Source organism: Pseudomonas sp. AF03-9 (genome assembly GCF_020515815.1).
Lineage (GTDB): Bacteria > Pseudomonadota > Gammaproteobacteria > Pseudomonadales > Pseudomonadaceae > Aquipseudomonas.
In genome coordinates, this window is the sequence record NZ_JAHPJF010000003.1 from 312,800 (window position 1) to 329,337 (window position 16,538).

The following is a 16,538-nucleotide window of genomic DNA, read 5'->3' on the forward strand; positions in this document are numbered from 1 at the left end:
CATCTTCAATCAGATCATTGATCTAAATCTAATATAAGTTTTAGCGCAATTTGATCGAATTTTCGGGGGTGTCCATGGAACCCAAGTTTTGGCAGGAGCGCTGGGCGCGTAATCAGATCGGCTTTCACTTGCCTGAGGTCAACCCGTACCTGCAACGGCACTGGCCGCCATTGGCCGAAGGCGCCAAGGTGCTGGTGCCGTTGTGTGGCAAGAGCCTGGACTTGATGTGGCTGGCCAGCCAAGGCCTGCGGGTATTGGGGGTGGAGCTGTCGGAGCAGGCGGTTGAGGCGTTCTTCAGTGAGCAGAATCTCACGCCACGCATCACCGGGCGGGGTGTGTTCAAGGTGTATCAGGCGGATTCGATCGAGATTTGGTGTGGCGATTTCTTCGCATTGGATGCCGAGGTGCTGGCGGATTGCGCGGCGCTCTATGATCGCGCGGCGTTGATTGCCTTGCCGCCGCTGATGCGGGCGCGCTACGCCGATCATCTGAATACGTTGCTGCCAGCAGGCTGCCAGGGTTTGTTGATTACCCTGGACTACGAGCAAGTGCAGAAGGCGGGTCCTCCGTTCGCGGTGACGGATGAAGAGGTGCAGCTGCTGCTAGGCGAGCACTGGACGCTGCAGGTGCTGCAAGAGCAGGACATCCTGGGTGAGAGTTGGAAGTTTGTGCAGGACGGCGTTACGCGCCTTGAAGAGCGCGTGTATCAGTTGGTCAAGCGCTGAATTTGCTGGCGCCATCGCGGGCAAGTCGAATCGTCGCACCGCCGCCCGCATATTTTGATCGCATTCCCCTGTGGGAGCTGCCTGCGATGGCGATAAAGCCACAAAAAAGGGGCGATCAAATCGCCCCTTTTGGTGACACTCGTGGCCTGTCAGCCTCGACGACGCAGTGCGTCGATCCGCTCTTCCAGCGGCGGGTGGCTCATGAACAGGCGAGCCATGCCCTGTTTGATACCGCCGTTGATGCCAAAGGCCGTCAAGCTGTCCGGCATGTGCACCGGCAGGCCCTGTTCGGAGCGCAGGTGTTGCAGGGCTGCAATCATCGCCCCGGTACCCGCCAGGCGCGCACCGGCTTCGTCTGCGCGGAATTCGCGTTTGCGCGAGAACCACATGGTGATCGCACTGGCCAGGAAGCCCAGCACCAGTTCGGCGAAGATGGTCGCCACGTAGTAGGCAATGCCGCGGCCTTCTTCGTTCTTGAAGATCACCTTGTCGACGAAGTTGCCGATGATCCGTGCGAAGAACATCACGAAGGTGTTCACCACGCCCTGGACCAGCGCCAGGGTGACCATGTCGCCGTTGGCCACGTGGCCGATCTCGTGGGCCAGCACCGCCTTCACTTCGTCGTACGAGAAGCGTTCCAGCATGCCCTGGCTCACTGCAACGAGCGCGTCGTTCTTGTTCCAGCCGGTGGCAAAGGCGTTGGCTTCATAGGCCGGGAAGATCCCGACTTCCGGCATCTTGATACCGGCCTCGCGGGACAATTGCTCGACGGTCTGCAGCAACCATTGCTCATGCCGGGTGCGTGGCTGGGTGATGACTTGGGTGCTGGTGCTCATCTTCGCCATCCACTTGGAGATGAACAGCGAGAACAGCGAGCCGGCAAAACCAAAGACCGCACAGAAAACCAGCAGCTGATTGAGGTTCAGGTCAACCCCGTTGGCCGCCATGAACCCGTTGAAGCCGAAAAGGCTCAGGGTGATGCTGGCAATCAGCACGACCGCCAGGTTAGTGGCCAAGAACAGCAGGATGCGCATCATGGTTGTAGAGTTCTCCTCATGCTAAATATGTCGCGTACTGCGGGGTATATAAGGTGCGGCTTGGGGCTATTCAACCGAGCGACTATTTCAAACTGTGTCCTACAGCCTGAATGTAGAGTCTTGAAGGGAATTTCCGATCCCTAAAGCCCGCCTTGATCGTTATGCCTGTTCCGTCGCGCCCCGTAATTATAGGGGGCTGAGCGCTTTATGGGGGGGCCGAGACAGGGAAGAGGGATAAAAGGGTAGAGAAGTGTTGCCAGATAATCGCTGTACGACCTATTCCCGGTCGTACAGCGTCATTGTCGTTACTGGCGATAGGATTTGAGGAAGTTGCCGATGCGACCAATGGCCATGTCCAGGTCATCCACACGCGGCAAGGTCACTACACGGAAGTGATCCGGCCACGGCCAGTTGAACGCCGTGCCCTGGACCACCAGCAGCTTTTCCGACAGCAACAGGTCGAGCACGAATTTCTCGTCGTTGAAGATCGGGCAGACTTTCGGGTCGATGCGTGGGAAGGCGTACAGCGCGCCCATCGGTTTCACACAGCTCACGCCGGGGATGGCATTGAGCAGTTCCCATGTGCGGTTGCGCTGCTCCAGCAGGCGCCCCTGGGGCAGGAGCAGATCGTTGATGCTCTGGTAGCCGCCCAGGGCGGTCTGGATGGCGTGCTGGCTCGGCACGTTGGCGCACAGGCGCATGTTGGCCAGCATGTCGATGCCTTCAATGTAACTCTGGGCGTTGTGCTTGGGACCGGAGATCGCGATCCAGCCGGAACGGAAACCCGCCACGCGGTAGGACTTGGACAGGCCGTTGAAGGTCAGGCACAGCAGGTCCGGCGCCAGGGAGGCGGTGCATACGTGTACGGCGTCGTCGTAGAGAATCTTGTCGTAGATTTCGTCCGAGAACACCACCAGGTTGTGCTGGCGCGCCAGTTCCAGCATGCCCAGCAGCACTTCCTTGGAATACACCGCGCCGGTCGGGTTGTTCGGGTTGATGATCACCAAAGCCTTGGTGTTCGGGGTGATCTTGGCCTTGATGTCGGCCAGGTCCGGGAACCAGTCGGCGCCTTCGTCACACAGGTAGTGCACCGGGTGGCCGCCGGCCAGGGTCACGGCGGCGGTCCACAGCGGGTAGTCCGGAGCCGGCACCAGCACTTCGTCGCCATTGTTGAGCAGGGCCTGCATGGACATCACGATCAACTCGGACACGCCATTGCCCAGGTAGATGTCCTCGATGCCGACACCTTCGACCTGTTTCTGCTGGTAGTACTGCATCACCGCCTTGCGCGCGCTGAACAGGCCCTTGGAGTCGCTGTAGCCCTGCGCCGTCGGCAGGTTGCGGATCACGTCCTGGAGGATTTCGTCCGGCGCTTCGAAACCAAAGGGCGCCGGGTTGCCGATGTTCAGCTTGAGGATGCGATGGCCTTCCTCTTCCAGACGCTTGGCGTGCTTGAGCACCGGGCCGCGAATGTCGTAGCAGACGTTGGCGAGCTTGTTCGATTTGCTGACCTGCATGGCGATGTGATCCTGAAAATGAACGATCCAGACGGTGTGGACACAACCGTACTGCGAATCCTGCGGGGCCCGCCCCCATAAATACGTTTGAATGCCGATGGCGCGGGTGCCAGACTGGCGTTTTGAAGAGGCGCAATCATACGTGCCACCTGATCTACGGAAAAGATACAGATCAGGGTTTTTCAGTTGCCGAGGTGTATCGATGGAAAAGTTGCAGAAAACCCTTGAGGAATGGCGGGAAATGCTCGACCCGGCGCAGTATCAGGTGTGTCGCCTCAAAGGCACTGAGCGCCCGTTTTCCGGCAAATACAATGCCACCACCACCGATGGCGTTTATCACTGCATCTGCTGCAATGAGCCGCTGTTCGATTCCAGCACCAAATTCGATGCAGGCTGCGGCTGGCCGAGCTTCTACGAACCGATTGCCGAGAGTGCGATGATCGAGATCCGTGACGTCAGCCACGGCATGATCCGCACTGAAGTTACCTGTGCCAAATGCGATGCCCACTTGGGCCACGTGTTCCCGGACGGCCCGCCGCCGACGGGCTTGCGTTACTGCATCAACTCGGTGTGCCTCGATTTCGTGCCGCGCTAGCACGACAGGAATGCATGATTAAATTGCGTGCAATTGAATTGGAAGCTATCTTTCAGCCTCTTTCCTCCTTTGTCATCGAGGCACTGCCATGAGCAATCCCCTGCTGAGCATTCCTTGCACCACCATCAAGGGTGAGCAAAAAACCTTGGCCGATTTCGCCGGCAAGGCCATCCTGGTGGTCAACACCGCCAGCAAATGTGGCTTCACCCCGCAGTACAAAGGGCTGGAGCAACTCTGGCAGGCCTACAAGGACCAGGGGCTGGTGGTATTGGGGTTTCCCTGCAACCAGTTCGGCAAGCAGGAGCCGGGTAACGAAGGGGCGATTTCTGAGTTCTGCGAGCTGAATTTCGGCGTCAGTTTCCCCTTGTTCAAGAAAATCGACGTCAATGGCAACGATGCCCACCCGTTGTTCGTCCAGTTGAAACAGCAAGCGCCAGGCCTGCTCGGCTCCAAAGGCATCAAGTGGAACTTCACCAAGTTCCTCATCGGTCGCGACGGCCAGGTGGTCAAGCGTTTCGCCCCGACCACCAAGCCCCAGGACCTGACTCAAGAGATCGAAGCCCTGCTCAAATGACCGTCTCCCTCGCCCTCGACCATCAGCTGTGCTTCAAGCTCTATGCCGCTTCCCGCGCCGTGACCCGTGCCTATAAGCCCATGCTCGATCAGCTCGGCCTGACCTATCCGCAGTATCTGGCCATGCTGGTGCTGTGGGAATGGCACGCGGCGGCCCCGGCCCTGCCCACGGTGCGGGCGCTGGGGCAGCGGTTGATGCTCGATTCGGGCACGCTCACGCCCCTGCTCAAGCGCCTGGAGCAACTCGGGCTGGTGCTGCGTCAGCGCAGTGCACGGGACGAGCGTGAGGTGCATTTGAGCCTGAGCGAGGCGGGCGCGCAGTTGAAGGGGCAGGCCCACGCCTTGAAAACCCGCTTGCTGTGCGACAGCGGCGTCGACCTGAACCAGGCCGATGCCCTGCGCGATGGCCTGGACCAACTGCTGGCGCAGATCAAAGACTTGTCGTCCTCGGCACCCACAGATCCAGCAGGCCATTGAGCTCTTCACGACGGAATGGCTTGGCCAGGTAGTCATTCATCCCCGCTGCTCGGCAACGTTCGCGTTCTTCGGCCAGGGCATTGGCGGTCAAGGCCACGATGGGCAGGTCCGGCCAGCGCCCGCTGCGGCGGATCTGCCGGCTGGCCTCGTAGCCATCCATGACCGGCATGTTGCAGTCCATGAGCACCATGTCAAAGCGCTGTTCCTCAAGGAACTTGAGCGCTTCGCCACCATGGGCGGCGATCACCACTTCACAGCCCAGCTTGCTCAGCATGCCCTTGGCCACCAGTTGATTGACCGGATTGTCCTCTACCAGCAGGATGCGTGCCCGCTGCGCGAGGGGTGGGGTCTCGATCTGGATCGGGTCAAGGAACGGTTGCGTGTCGCTGCGCAGGTTGCGATGCAGGATCTGGTACAGCGCAGTGCGGCTCAACGGGCGCGCCTGTTGCTGCAACGGCGCCAGGGCCGCGACTTCTTCACTGGGCATGAAGTTGCCATAGGCGGTGACCAACAGGATCGGGGCGCTGATCGTCGGGCGCAGGCGGAACAGGCATTCGGGGCAGTCAGTGATCAACAGATCGGGGCTCTGCCCGCCCAAGTCGGCATCGCGGGGATAGCAGCGTGGCGTGAGCCCCCAATGTGGTAGCAGGGTGGTGAGCAATTCCGCCAGGCCGCTGCCGGCACTGGTAATGGCGATCACCTCGCCTTGCAGAGGCGCCTGCTGAACCGCCGGTAAATGTGTGGGCAGCGGTAATTCGGCGCAGAACTGGCTGCCGAAGCCGACTTCTGAACTGATGCTCAAGCGCCCGCGCATCGCTTCGCACAGGTTGTAGGTCAGGGCCAGGCCCAGCCCGGTGCCGCCAAACTGGCGGGTGATGCCTGCGCCGGCCTGGGTAAAGGGCTGGAAGATCTTCACCTGCGCTTCCTGGGCAATGCCGATACCGGTGTCACACACCTCGATCCTGACTTGGTCATTGTGGGTGCTCAGGCGCACGTCCACACGGCCAAAGCGTGTGAATTTCAGCGCGTTGGACAACAAATTGCTGACGATCTGCCGCACGCGTGTCGGGTCACCGATCACCTGGGCCGGAAACTGTGGGTCGATCAGGCAGGTCAGTTCCACGCTTGAGGCGGCGTTCTGCGACAGCAGGTTCGCGGTATCTTCCACCAACGAACCCAGGTCGAACGGGATCGACTCCAGCTCCAACTGGCCGGCGTCAAACTTGGACAGGTCGAGAATGTCGTTGAGCAACTCCACCAGCACTTTGCCCGAGTCATGGGCTATCGACAGTTGCTGGCGCTGTTCGGCGGTCAGCGGGCTGTCCAGGCTAAGGGCGATCATCCCCAGCAAGCCATTGAGCGGTGTGCGGATTTCATGGCTCATGTTCGCCAGGAACGCGGCCCTGGCTTGGGCCATGCCCAGGGCGTTGACCTTCGCCGCCTCCAGCTCGTCATTGGATTGGCTCAGGCGCTGATTGCTGGTCTTGAGTTCTAGGGTGCGGGCCGAGACGATATTTTCCAGTTGCCCCAGGTATTCGGTGAGGCGGTCTTCGGCGTGGCGGCGCTGCTGGATCTCGGTTTCCATGTTTTCAAATTGCTGGTTGGCGACGTTCACCAGCACGCCGATTTCGTCGTGCTCGTGGCCGGGCGGGCAATCCAGGCGCGTCTGCTTGCTGGTACTCAGGGCGTGGATGATGCGCACCAGCGGTTGGGTCAGCATCACGTAGAACAGGGCGAGCAGGATCCCGGTCAGCAGCAGGCTGCGGGCAAAGCCATTGAGCAAGGTGATTTCGGCGCGGCGCAGGAATCGGCTGCCGAACGCGTAGGTATCGACGTCGAGGTGCAATTCGCCGAGGGATTCGTTGGGCATGTGGCTGAGGAACAGTCGGTCTTCAAACTGGCGATTGGCACCAAACAGGAAATCGCTGATGGGGCGGTAGGTACTTTCCTTGCGTGGCCGATTGACGTCAGCCAGTACCACGCCGTTGTTATCGACCAGACGGGCGCGGATGATCGCAGGGGATTGCAGCAGGCCCAGGGTCAGCTCTTGCGCCAGTTCGGCGTCGATGTTGTAGGCGATACGTGACGCGGGGTTGTGGCTGATTTCGAGCAACGAGCGTATTTCACGGTTGATGGATGCGTCTTCGCTGGCATAATCAATGCCGATTTGGATCAGACTGAGCAAGGTTCCCAAGACGAAACCGACCAGCACAGTCAATCTGGCTTGTTTATAAGACAAGCGGTGGGCGAACTTGATATCCATTGAGTGTTGAACCACTTCACGTTTCCCTTCGCCCGGCAAGCATAGCTGAACATCCACCGGCTCTGGCTTGCCCGGCATTAATCGTTTTTTACGCAGCCTCGTGTGTTTTGCCGCGGGGCTGCCAATACGCCATCTTTTGCAAGAACTTGCCAGAGGAATAATCGTGGATTCTCGATTGAATGCCTTTCTTGAGCGGGCCGATGCAGTGCTCGCCCGCCTGGAACCCTTGTTACCCGCGCCGCGCCAAACCATCGACTGGAGCCACTGCCTGGCTGCCCGCTGGCAGCGTGAAGGCCGCACTGGTTACTTGCTGCCGCTGGAAGTCAGCCTGGATATGCGCCTGTCCGACCTGATCGGCGTGGACAAGCAACGGGAAACCCTGGCGCGCAATACCCAGCAGTTTCTCGACGGCCTGCCTGCCAACCATGCGTTGTTGTGGGGGTCGCGCGGCACCGGCAAGTCGTCCATGGTTCGCGCCTTGCTGGCCCAGCATGCAGCGGCCGGCCTGCGCTTGATCGAGATCGAACGCGACCACCTGGCCGACCTGCCGCGTGTGGTCGAGCAGCTGCTCAAGCTGCCGCAACGCTTCATCCTGTTCTGTGATGACCTGTCGTTCGAAGCGGGCGAGGGCGACTATCGCGTGCTCAAGAGCGTGCTCGATGGATCCCTCGAGCAGGCGCCGGAAAACGTGCTGCTGTACGCCACGTCGAACCGTCGTCACCTGGTACCGGAAAACCAGAGTGACAACGACAACTGGAAACGTGTGGACGGTGAGTTGCACCCCAGCGAGGCGGTGGAAGACAAGATCGCGCTGTCCGACCGTTTTGGCCTGTGGCTGTCGTTCTACCCGTTTACCCAGGAACACTTCCTGGATGTGGTTGAGCACTGGATCGGCGAACTGGCGGGCAAGGCCGGCCTGCCGTGGCAACGTGACGAAGCGCTCGACATCCTCGCCGTGCGCTGGGCCACCGGACGCGGCAACCGCAACGGCCGTTGCGCATATCAATTCGCCCGTTACTGGGTGGGCCTCAAATTGCTGGAGCGTCAACCATGATCGATCTACAACACGCCGGCACCGGCCTCGACGGCTATGCCATGCTGTGTGCGCAACTGGAGTCGCTGCTCGCCGATGAACGTGACTTCATCGCCAACAGTGCGCAGTTTTCTGCGTTCCTGTTCAACCAGTTGGACGACCTCAACTGGGCCGGTTTCTACCTCAACCGCAATGAAGAGTTGGTGCTGGGGCCGTTCCAGGGCCAGATCGCCTGTGTGCGTATTCCGTTTGGTCGTGGTGTGTGCGGCGCCGCAGCCGCCTCGCGGCAAACCCAGCGGGTGGAAGATGTGCATGCGTTCCCGGGGCATATCGCGTGCGACAGTGCCTCCAACAGTGAGTTGGTGGTGCCACTGGTCAAGGATGGCCAGTTGATCGGCGTTCTCGACCTCGACAGCCCGTCACTGGCGCGTTTTACCGAGCAGGACAGCGTTGGCATCGAGCAATTGGCGGCGATTTTCCTGCGTTTGACCGACTGCCCATAACACCATCGCGCTTTTCGTGGCGAGGGAGCCTGCTCCCGCTGGAATGCGCAGCGCTCCCCGGTTTTGGCGCCGCTACGCAGCCCAACGGGAGCAAGCTGCCTCGCCACAACTAGAGGTTATCCCGGCGATTCAGCTCATTGAGCTGGGTTTGCAGTACCCGCTCCAGTTCAAGCATGCATTTTTCCAGAGCCTTGATACCTGTTTCGATCGTGGCCCGGTCCTCACCCGCTGCGCAGGCCTGTTCCAGAGCTTCACATTGCCCGGCCAACACGCTGGCCTGCACGATGCGCGCTGCACCCTTGATCTTGTGGGCCTGCTCGATGATGTCCTGGGTTGCGGCCTCGCGTGCAAGCAAGGCGACCAGCTCCTGGCGATCACGGCCGCTGCTGCTCAGCAACTCCTCCAGCAGGCGCCGGCTCAGTTGCGGGTCGCCTCCGGTGAGCGCGTCCAGGCTGCCGAGGTCCAGCTTGAGGCCCGATGGCTGCGGGCATATCTGCGCCAGTTGCCGCTCCAGTGCCGTCAGGCTGATCGGTTTGAACAGGCAATCGTCCATGCCCGCTTCAATGCAGCGCTGTCTCTCCTCGGGCTGGGCGTTGGCGGTAAAACCCAGCACTACGCAAGGGCGCAGTTGTTCCCGCTGTTCGTACTCACGAATCGAGCGGGTCAACTCGTAGCCGTTCATGATGGGCATGTTGCAGTCGGCGATCACCAGGTCGAAGCGTTCCTGGCGCCAGGCCTGAAACCCGGCAGCACCGTGCGGGGCCGCGGTGAACTGGTGCCCCAGGTAACCCAGTTGCTGGCACATCAGCAAGCGGTTCGCCGGGTGATCGTCCACCACCAATACGTTGAGCACCGGGGCAGGCGCCGGCGCCACCGGCTTGAGTTCATTCACCGCCTCGACTGGCTGCAGGCGCGACATTTTCAGGCTGACATGCACCTGGGTACCGACCATCGGTACGCTGCTCAGACTCAGGGTGCCGCCCATCATTGCGCACAAGCTGCGGCAGATGACCAGCCCCAGTCCTGCGCCGCTGCGGGCCAAATGCCCCGAGTTGTCCGCCTGGGCGAAGGGTTCGAACAACCGCAGTTGGTCGTCGCGGTTGATGCCGATACCGGTGTCCTCCACCACCAGCTTCATTTCGACTTGCTGCGCGATCTCGGTGTCCAGTAATTCCACGCGGATCTTTACCTGACCGCGTTCAGTGAACTTGATGGCATTGCTGACCAGGTTGGACAGCACCTGCTTGAAGCGCAACGGGTCGATCAGCACATCGTGGTCATCACACTCAGGCTTGAACTCCAGCAGCAGGCTCAGGGTTTTCTGGCGCGCCAGGCCGTCGAATACCCGCACCACCGATTCGATCACTTCCTTGAGGTTGACGCGCTCGGGGGCCAGGCTCAGGCGGCCGGATTCGATGCGGGCGATGTCGAGGATGTCGCCGATCAGTTCCAGCAAATCCTTGGCCGAGTTGTAGGCCACCTCGATTGCCGGACGGTCCAGGTGCCCTTGGTCGGCACGTTTTAGCGTCAGCTCCAGCATACCGATCACCGCATTCATCGGCGTACGGATCTCGTGGCTCATGGTTGCGAGAAAAGTGCTTTTCGCCCGATTGGCCTCGTCGGCGCGCTCCTTGGCCGTGCGCAGTTCATCGAACAGCTGGCGCCGCTCGCTGATGTCGATCCAGCCGCCGATGACGCCTTGGACCTCGCCCGTCGAATCGCGGTAAGGCAGGATCCAGTGGTAGATCGTCAGTTTCTTGCCGCGGATGTGCAGCGACCGATCCAGGATCAACGGGTCGCCTTGCGCCACAACGCGCTGGTAGTCGGCGTGATATTGAGCGGCCTCTGTTTCGAGTGCCGTGCTGATCTGGAGCGCACTTTTGCCGATCACGTCCTCGCGCTTGACGTCGAACGCTTGCAGGTAGCTGTCGTTACAGGTTTGCAGCAGGCCCTTGCGGTCACGCACGTAAATCGGATGGGGCGTTTCGTTGACCAGTGCGCGCATGAACTCGAACTGGTCGTTGAGTGCGCGCTCGGCCATCTTGCGATGCTTGATCTGCCGGCGCATGTAGGCGTTCCAGGCCAGGGAAATCAATAGCAGCAGGCCAGTGCCGAGAATGATCTTGGCGATCAGGTCGTGGTAGTTGCGCCAGTAACTGTCGGACGCGGCGGTGTAGCCGCGCCACCGGCTGTTGATGACGCCCAGCTCATCCGGGGCGATGCTGAGCAGGGCCTTGTCGATAATCGACGTGAGTTCGGTGGCCCTGCGGGAAGTCGCCAGCGCGAACGTGGCCGGCGCGGTGCCGATGCTGGAGCTGATCTGAATCTTGTCCTGGAACATCGGTGACGACAGCAAGTAGTTGGCGATCACCAAGGTGTTTACGGCGCCGTCCACGTGCCCTTGTACCAACAGCTCGGTGGATTTGAAGGTGTCACCGGTCTCTACCAGTTGAATCCGCGGATAGCGTTCGCGCAGGAACTTTACCAGCGGGCTGCCCTGGGTGACCGCCAGGCGCTTGCCTTCCATCGCGTCCAGGCCGTTCGGCGTCCGGTCTTCCTTGCGCGTCAACATCACGTAGGAGTTTTCGAGATAGGGCCGGCTGAAGTTCAGTTGGGCCTCCCGCTCGGTGCTTGGAACGATGGCACCGATCATGTCGGCCTTGCCGGTGTTGATCTGGTCGATCGTTGCGTTCACATCGCGCTCGCGCTGGAGTTCGAAGCGCAACCCGGTGCGCAGGCGGATCAGCTCCAGCAGGTCGGCGGTGATGCCGCGAAAATTGCCGTCGGCATCGAAGAAGGACAACGGTGCGAAGGTTTCGTTGACAACCACCTTGACCACCGGGTGATCGTTCAGCCAGCGCTCCTCGCGTTTGCTCAGTTGCAGCTTCTGGTCGGTCAGCAGGATGTCGCTGCCGGCACTCCAGCGCTTGGCAATGCTCTCGCGTTCGTTGGTGGGCACCTTTGCCAGCACTGAATCGACAATGCCCTGCAGCATGTGCTGGTCCTGGCGCATGGCAAAGCTGAAACCATGGGCCTCGTGCTTCCCGAAATTGGCCATGCGGATATTTTTCAGGTAGCCCTTGTTGATCATGTAGTGAGTGGAAATGGTATCGCCGAGAAACACATCCGCCTGATCGAATGCCACCGCATTCAACGCATTCTGGTACGACGGGTAGGCGCGGATCAGGGCCTTGGGGTACAGCTTCTGCACTTCGTCCAGTGGCAGGTAGTGATAGACCAGACTTAACCGTAGCCCTGCGAGGCCATCTGTGAGGCTGCGGGTTTCACCCTCGCGGGTGACCAGCACCGGTTGATCCACCGCATACGGCGCGGAAAGGCTGAGCAGGGGGTTGGCGGCCTCAAAGCCATTGGAGGTGCCGAGCAGGTCGATCTCCCCCGATTCGAGTGCCTGGATGGACGCTTCGCGTGATGGGTAGCGCAAGACCTTGACCGGCATCGACAAGGCCTTGGCCAGAATCCCGGCATAATCGGCGGTCAGTCCTTCGTAGTCACGCCCACTGGATGTGAGGTCGAAGGGCGGGTAGTCAGGGAGTGCCGTGCCCAGCACCAGCTCGCGTTTGTTCTGCAACCACTGGCGCTGGGTCTTGTCCAGAGGGGTGTCCAGTTGGACGGACCCTGCGCGGCTCAATAAGGTGAAGTGTTCCGGCTCCGGTTGAACAGCGAGCACAGTGGTGCTCAAGCACACGCCTGCGCTCAATACAATCAAATAATCCTTTATACGCCTGGGCATCCGCTTTCTCACACTAGCGCGTTTCGTTTTGCCAACTCGATAAGTTCTACCAAGGATTTGGCCTTTAATTTTTGCATGAGCCTCTTTTTATAAGTGCTGACGGTCTTGTTGCTTAGAAACATGCCTTTGGCAATTTCCTTGTTGGTGCGGCCTTGTGCAAAAAGTTGCAAAACCATCAGTTCCCGGTCATTAACCGATTTGAATAGTTCAAGTTCATGGGAGTGACTTTCTGAGCCTGCGGCGTTCAATGCCTGGCTGGGGAAATAGTTATAACCGGATAATACGGCGCGGATGGCGCTGAGCAGTTCGCTCAGGTCGCCTTCCTTGCACACATAGCCGTCGGCACCCGAGCGCATGCAGCGTGTGGCAAAGAGCGTAGGGGACTGCGCGGTCAGGACGAGGGTCTTCATCTGGGTGTTCATCGCGTTGAATCGGCACAACACTTCAAGCCCATCGAGTTTCGGAATACTGATGTCAAGAATGATCAAGTCCGGAAGGCATTCACGGACCATTTGTATCGCATCACAACCATTATCCGTTTCACCGACGACTTTGTAGCCTTCGTGCTCCAACAACATTCGAATTGCCAACCTTATAACGGGGTGGTCATCGATAATGAAAACTGAGTTCATAATCACATTCCATGCAAGTGCAAATAAAGCGGGCACATTAGCTCAGAAGATGTGGTGTGAGCATGAAGCCTGGTGGCAGCAGATACAAAACAAGAATGTTCCTACATCAAAAAAGGCTGAGACCTACAGGTCATCAGGATTTATGGCTGGCTGTGTCAGTGTGTCGATGGCTGCAGGGTGGGAATGTTGCGGTCAGGATGGCGAGGTTGGCTTTGTACTGGTTATTTTCTTATGTGTTGATGTTTAAATTCCTACGGCTACAAATCAGATATTGGATTAAGTAGTGCTGAAAGTTCGTTGCCGTTCAACGGTTTTGACAAGTAACCCAGTAACGGCAAGTGACGTTGTTGCGCTTGAATATAGAGTTTTGATAATTCGAGTAGGGACAGGCTGCTGAGCAACACCGCTGCGCTGATGAACCCACGGCGGCTGGCTATTTCGACCAGTTCCAGCCCCGGCAGGTCCGGCAGGCATTGGTCGCAGAGCAACAGGTCGAAAGGCGTTTCGGAGCGGCTCATCTGACGGACCGCCTGTTCGGCGTTTTCCGCCAGGGTCTGCTGCGTGAAACCGAAGCTTTTGAGCAGGCACTGAGTCGCGATGAGCTGAAAGGGATGGTCCTCCACCAACAGGATACGCAGGTGATGTTCGGGCATAAAAGGGCACACACTGAGTCAAGCGTCGTGGGTTGGGGCGTAGGAATTACTCGCCAGATCGGCCAGAAACGTGCGTGATTATTCTTCGAGTGAGTGTGCGAATTCGATCAGGCCGCTCTGTTCCCATCGTAGGGCGATTCCTTTCAGGGAACAGGCGGCTGGATAGACAGGATTACTGAGGGCTGGAACGCCCCGTCATCTCCCGTGCCATTTCGGTGGCGTAGCTGTCGGTCATGCCGGCGATAAAGTCGATCATGCGTAGAAACGAGGCGTGCAATGGCCACGCCGGATTGGGCGCGCTGTTGCCCAGCAGGTCGAGAATACGCCGGTTCTTGAACGAAGGCGTGCGTCCGCCATGCTGCTCCAGCGCGGCGCCGCAGAAGGCGTTCAGGAGGATCTCCAGAGTGGTGTAGGCGCCGATCTCATGCAGGGTCTTGCGCTTGTCCTGAAAGATTTTCTTGCGTGCCATGTCCTTGGCGTCGAGCACGCAGCGTTTGGCCGGACCGTGCATATGCTCCACCAGGTCCCCTGGCAGGGTGCCCGCAAGCAAGGCATCTTGTTGTTCGACAAAGGCCTGCGCCGCTGCGTTGGTCAGGTGTTCGATGGCCTTGCCGCGCAGGATCGCCAGTTTGCGTCGGCGCGAGTCGTCGGGGCCCAATTGGCGATAGGTTTGCGGCAGGTCGTCGCCCACCAGGTCAAGCAACAGCGACTCGACTTCGGCGTATTGCAACAGGTCCATTTCCAGGCCGTCTTCGAGGTCGATCAACGCATAGCAGATGTCGTCGGCTGCCTCCATCAGATAGACCAGCGGATGACGCGCCCAACGTTGTTCTTCCAGTTGCGGCAGGCCGAGCTTGTGGGCGATCTGCTCAAGAATCGGCAGCTCGCTCTGATAGCAGCCGAACTTGTGTTTCTTGTAGCCCAGGGAGTCGGCGTGGCGGGCGGTCCAGGGGTATTTCAGGTATGTGCCGAGGGTGGCGTAGGTCAGCCGCGTGCCGCCGTCGAACTGGTGATATTCCAGCTGGGTGAGCACCCGGAACCCCTGGGCATTGCCCTCGAAATTGAGGAAGTCATTGCGCTCGGCGCTGCTCATGTCATCCAGCCAACCGCGCCCGGCGGCCTGCTGGAACCAGTGGCGGATGGCGTCTTCACCGGAGTGCCCGAACGGCGGGTTGCCGATGTCATGGGCCAGGCAGGCCGATTGCACCACCATGCCCAGGTCACTGGGGTCGCACCAGTCGGGCAGGGCGCCGCGCAGGGTCTCGCCGACGCGCATGCCCAGGGAGCGGCCGACGCAACTGACTTCCAGCGAGTGGGTCAGGCGCGTGTGGATGTGGTCGTTGCTCGACACCGGGTGCACCTGGGTCTTGCGGCCCAGGCGGCGGAACGCGCCGGAGAAAATGATGCGGTCGTGGTCTTTGTGAAACGGGCTGCGCCCCAGTTCTTCCGGGCTGTGCAGGGGTTTGCCAAGACGTTCGCGGGTCAGCAGGGTGGGCCAATCCAAGGCGGGTACTCTCCGTGCGGTGAATGACCCCCCCAGCTTCCCGGTTCCGCTTCGGCGGGGCAAGCGAAAATCTACAGCCCGGCGGCGTCGACATCGACTAACAGCAAGCGCTGACCGTTATCGAAGAATTGTCCGGCGGTCAGGCAGTATTGATTGCTGGTGGCGTCGCGATAGGTTGAAGACAGATTCAGCCGCCGCTCCTCCCAACCCTCGGCCAGCAAGTGATAGAAATACGGGCGCCACGACCAGTTGTGACCCAGGTAACGGCTGTCGGCTTGCCAGGCATCGTGCTGCCATTCGAAGTTCGGGGTCAGTTGGGTGCCATGCCGGTCGCACTGATAGAAGCGCAGCAGCCAGGGGAAGTCCGGCAGTTGTGGCAGTTGGCTCAAGGGTGCCTGGCCCTGGGCCCAGGTTTGCAGGATGTGCATCAGCTCGACCAATTGCAGGCGCAGCTGCATGAGGCGCCCGCGCTCCGTGAGTTTTTGCTGGACGTACTGCGTGCGCAGTTGTGCAAAGCGTGGCACGAAGGCATCGGCGGCGAACCAGTCAAGCTGCGCCTGGGCGAACAGATACCCCTGCACATACCGCGCCCCGCACTCCAGGGCAAAGCTCAACTGCGCTTCGGTCTCCACGCCTTCGGCAATGATCCAGCAGCCGGTCTTCTCGGCCATTTGCGCGAGTGCGCGCACCACTTCGCTGCTCGGCCCGCCGCGTGCGGCGTCTTGGAACAGGCGCATGTCGAGCTTGAGAATATCCGGTTGCAGCGCCAGCACCCGATCCAGCTGGGAGTAGCCCGCACCGAAATCGTCGATGGCAATGCGCGCGCCGGCCTCGCGATAACGCGCCACTACGTCAGCCAGGCGCTGGATGTTGCCGCCCAACTCGGTGATCTCGAATACGATCCGCCGGGGATCGACGCCGTGGGCGCGCACTTGCTTGAGGCTGGGCAGCACCTGGCCGGGGCGCAGGCGGTTGATCCAGCGGGGCGAGATGTTCAGGCTGAGGAACCAGTCTTCGGGCACTTCGTGCAGGCGGCTCAGTGCGTTGTCGCGGATCTGCCGGTCCAGCCGCCGCAGGCTCACGCCAGGCGTGCGCGGGTCAGCGAACAGCGGCCCCACGGACTGCAAGCGGCCGTCAGGTTGACGCAAGCGACCCAGGGCTTCGACGCCGGCAATGCGCCCGGTGGCAGTGTCGATAAACGGCTGGAAGCAGGCGAGCGGTTGCCCGTCGATCACAGGGACTCCTTAAAGAAATGGCGAAAAAAGGCCCGACTCT

The 16,538-nt window shown here is 60.2% G+C and carries 15 protein-coding genes; 7 read left to right on the forward strand and 8 right to left on the reverse strand.

Translation table 11 applies throughout. From position 1 onward, the window contains the following. Positions 1 to 74 precede the first annotated feature (74 nt). Complete coding sequence (locus tag LIY36_RS08460) at positions 75 to 725, forward strand: thiopurine S-methyltransferase (RefSeq protein WP_226455400.1); 651 nt, start codon at positions 75 to 77, stop codon at positions 723 to 725. A 149-nt stretch (positions 726 to 874) separates the two neighbouring features. On the opposite strand, the gene htpX is transcribed toward LIY36_RS08460, so the two are convergent. Both htpX and LIY36_RS08470 read right to left on the reverse strand, forming a co-directional pair. Continuing rightward, positions 875 to 1,762: a protease HtpX gene (gene htpX / locus LIY36_RS08465; RefSeq protein WP_176998241.1), complete on the reverse strand. Its 888-nt coding sequence runs from the start codon at positions 1,760 to 1,762 to the stop codon at positions 875 to 877. A 305-nt stretch (positions 1,763 to 2,067) separates the two neighbouring features. Then, positions 2,068 to 3,279 carry a pyridoxal phosphate-dependent aminotransferase gene (locus tag LIY36_RS08470; RefSeq protein ID WP_192298757.1) on the reverse strand — a complete coding sequence of 404 codons (1,212 nt, stop codon included), beginning with the start codon at positions 3,277 to 3,279 and terminating at the stop codon, positions 2,068 to 2,070. A 202-nt stretch (positions 3,280 to 3,481) separates the two neighbouring features. On the opposite strand from LIY36_RS08470, the gene msrB reads away from it, so the two are divergent. From msrB to LIY36_RS08485, 3 genes are all read left to right on the forward strand, one after another. Further along, entirely contained in the window at positions 3,482 to 3,874 is a 393-nt protein-coding gene (gene msrB / locus LIY36_RS08475) for a peptide-methionine (R)-S-oxide reductase MsrB (RefSeq protein WP_226455401.1), read from the forward strand. Positions 3,875 to 3,962: 88 nt separating this feature from the next. Then, positions 3,963 to 4,448: a glutathione peroxidase gene (locus LIY36_RS08480; RefSeq protein ID WP_226455402.1), complete on the forward strand. Its 486-nt coding sequence runs from the start codon at positions 3,963 to 3,965 to the stop codon at positions 4,446 to 4,448. After that, positions 4,445 to 4,924, forward strand: a complete 480-nt coding sequence (locus tag LIY36_RS08485) for a MarR family winged helix-turn-helix transcriptional regulator (RefSeq protein WP_226455403.1) — start codon at positions 4,445 to 4,447, stop codon at positions 4,922 to 4,924. Before LIY36_RS08480 ends, LIY36_RS08485 begins: the two co-directional genes overlap by 4 nt. On the opposite strand, the gene LIY36_RS08490 is transcribed toward LIY36_RS08485, so the two are convergent. Then, positions 4,878 to 7,187 (reverse strand): hybrid sensor histidine kinase/response regulator, encoded by a 2,310-nt coding sequence (locus tag LIY36_RS08490; RefSeq protein ID WP_226455404.1) that lies wholly within the window; start codon positions 7,185 to 7,187, stop codon positions 4,878 to 4,880. The two genes, LIY36_RS08485 and LIY36_RS08490, sit on opposite strands and share 47 nt — an antisense overlap. Positions 7,188 to 7,350: 163 nt before the next feature. Between LIY36_RS08490 and LIY36_RS08495 the strand changes: the two genes are divergently transcribed. Both LIY36_RS08495 and LIY36_RS08500 read left to right on the forward strand, forming a co-directional pair. Further along, entirely contained in the window at positions 7,351 to 8,241 is an 891-nt protein-coding gene (locus LIY36_RS08495; protein WP_226455405.1) for an ATP-binding protein, read from the forward strand. Then, the gene (locus LIY36_RS08500) at positions 8,238 to 8,723 is read left to right on the forward strand and encodes a GAF domain-containing protein (RefSeq protein ID WP_192298763.1); all 486 of its coding nucleotides are present in this window, start codon (positions 8,238 to 8,240) and stop codon (positions 8,721 to 8,723) included. Before LIY36_RS08495 ends, LIY36_RS08500 begins: the two co-directional genes overlap by 4 nt. A 109-nt stretch (positions 8,724 to 8,832) precedes the next feature. On the opposite strand, the gene LIY36_RS08505 is transcribed toward LIY36_RS08500, so the two are convergent. After that, a complete protein-coding gene (locus LIY36_RS08505) occupies positions 8,833 to 12,474 on the reverse strand; it encodes a transporter substrate-binding domain-containing protein (RefSeq protein ID WP_226455406.1) in 3,642 nt (1,213 codons plus the stop codon). 8 nt (positions 12,475 to 12,482) lie between these two features. Beyond that, the gene (locus LIY36_RS08510) at positions 12,483 to 13,106 is read right to left on the reverse strand and encodes a response regulator transcription factor (RefSeq protein ID WP_226455407.1); all 624 of its coding nucleotides are present in this window, start codon (positions 13,104 to 13,106) and stop codon (positions 12,483 to 12,485) included. On the opposite strand from LIY36_RS08510, the gene LIY36_RS08515 reads away from it, so the two are divergent. Beyond that, positions 13,090 to 13,353, forward strand: a complete 264-nt coding sequence (locus LIY36_RS08515) for a hypothetical protein (protein ID WP_226455408.1) — start codon at positions 13,090 to 13,092, stop codon at positions 13,351 to 13,353. The genes LIY36_RS08510 and LIY36_RS08515 overlap by 17 nt on opposite strands. A 10-nt stretch (positions 13,354 to 13,363) precedes the next feature. On the opposite strand, the gene LIY36_RS08520 is transcribed toward LIY36_RS08515, so the two are convergent. The 3 genes from LIY36_RS08520 to LIY36_RS08530 all read right to left on the reverse strand — a co-directional run bounded on the left by LIY36_RS08520 (position 13,364) and on the right by LIY36_RS08530 (position 16,498). Further along, a complete protein-coding gene (locus LIY36_RS08520) occupies positions 13,364 to 13,759 on the reverse strand; it encodes a response regulator (protein WP_226455409.1) in 396 nt (131 codons plus the stop codon). A gap of 172 nt (positions 13,760 to 13,931) precedes the next feature. Further along, complete coding sequence (locus LIY36_RS08525; protein ID WP_192298768.1) at positions 13,932 to 15,263, reverse strand: deoxyguanosinetriphosphate triphosphohydrolase; 1,332 nt, start codon at positions 15,261 to 15,263, stop codon at positions 13,932 to 13,934. A gap of 71 nt (positions 15,264 to 15,334) precedes the next feature. After that, positions 15,335 to 16,498, reverse strand: coding sequence for an EAL domain-containing protein (locus tag LIY36_RS08530; RefSeq protein WP_226455410.1), 1,164 nt, complete (start codon positions 16,496 to 16,498; stop codon positions 15,335 to 15,337). Between the last annotated feature and the right edge of the window lie 40 nt (positions 16,499 to 16,538).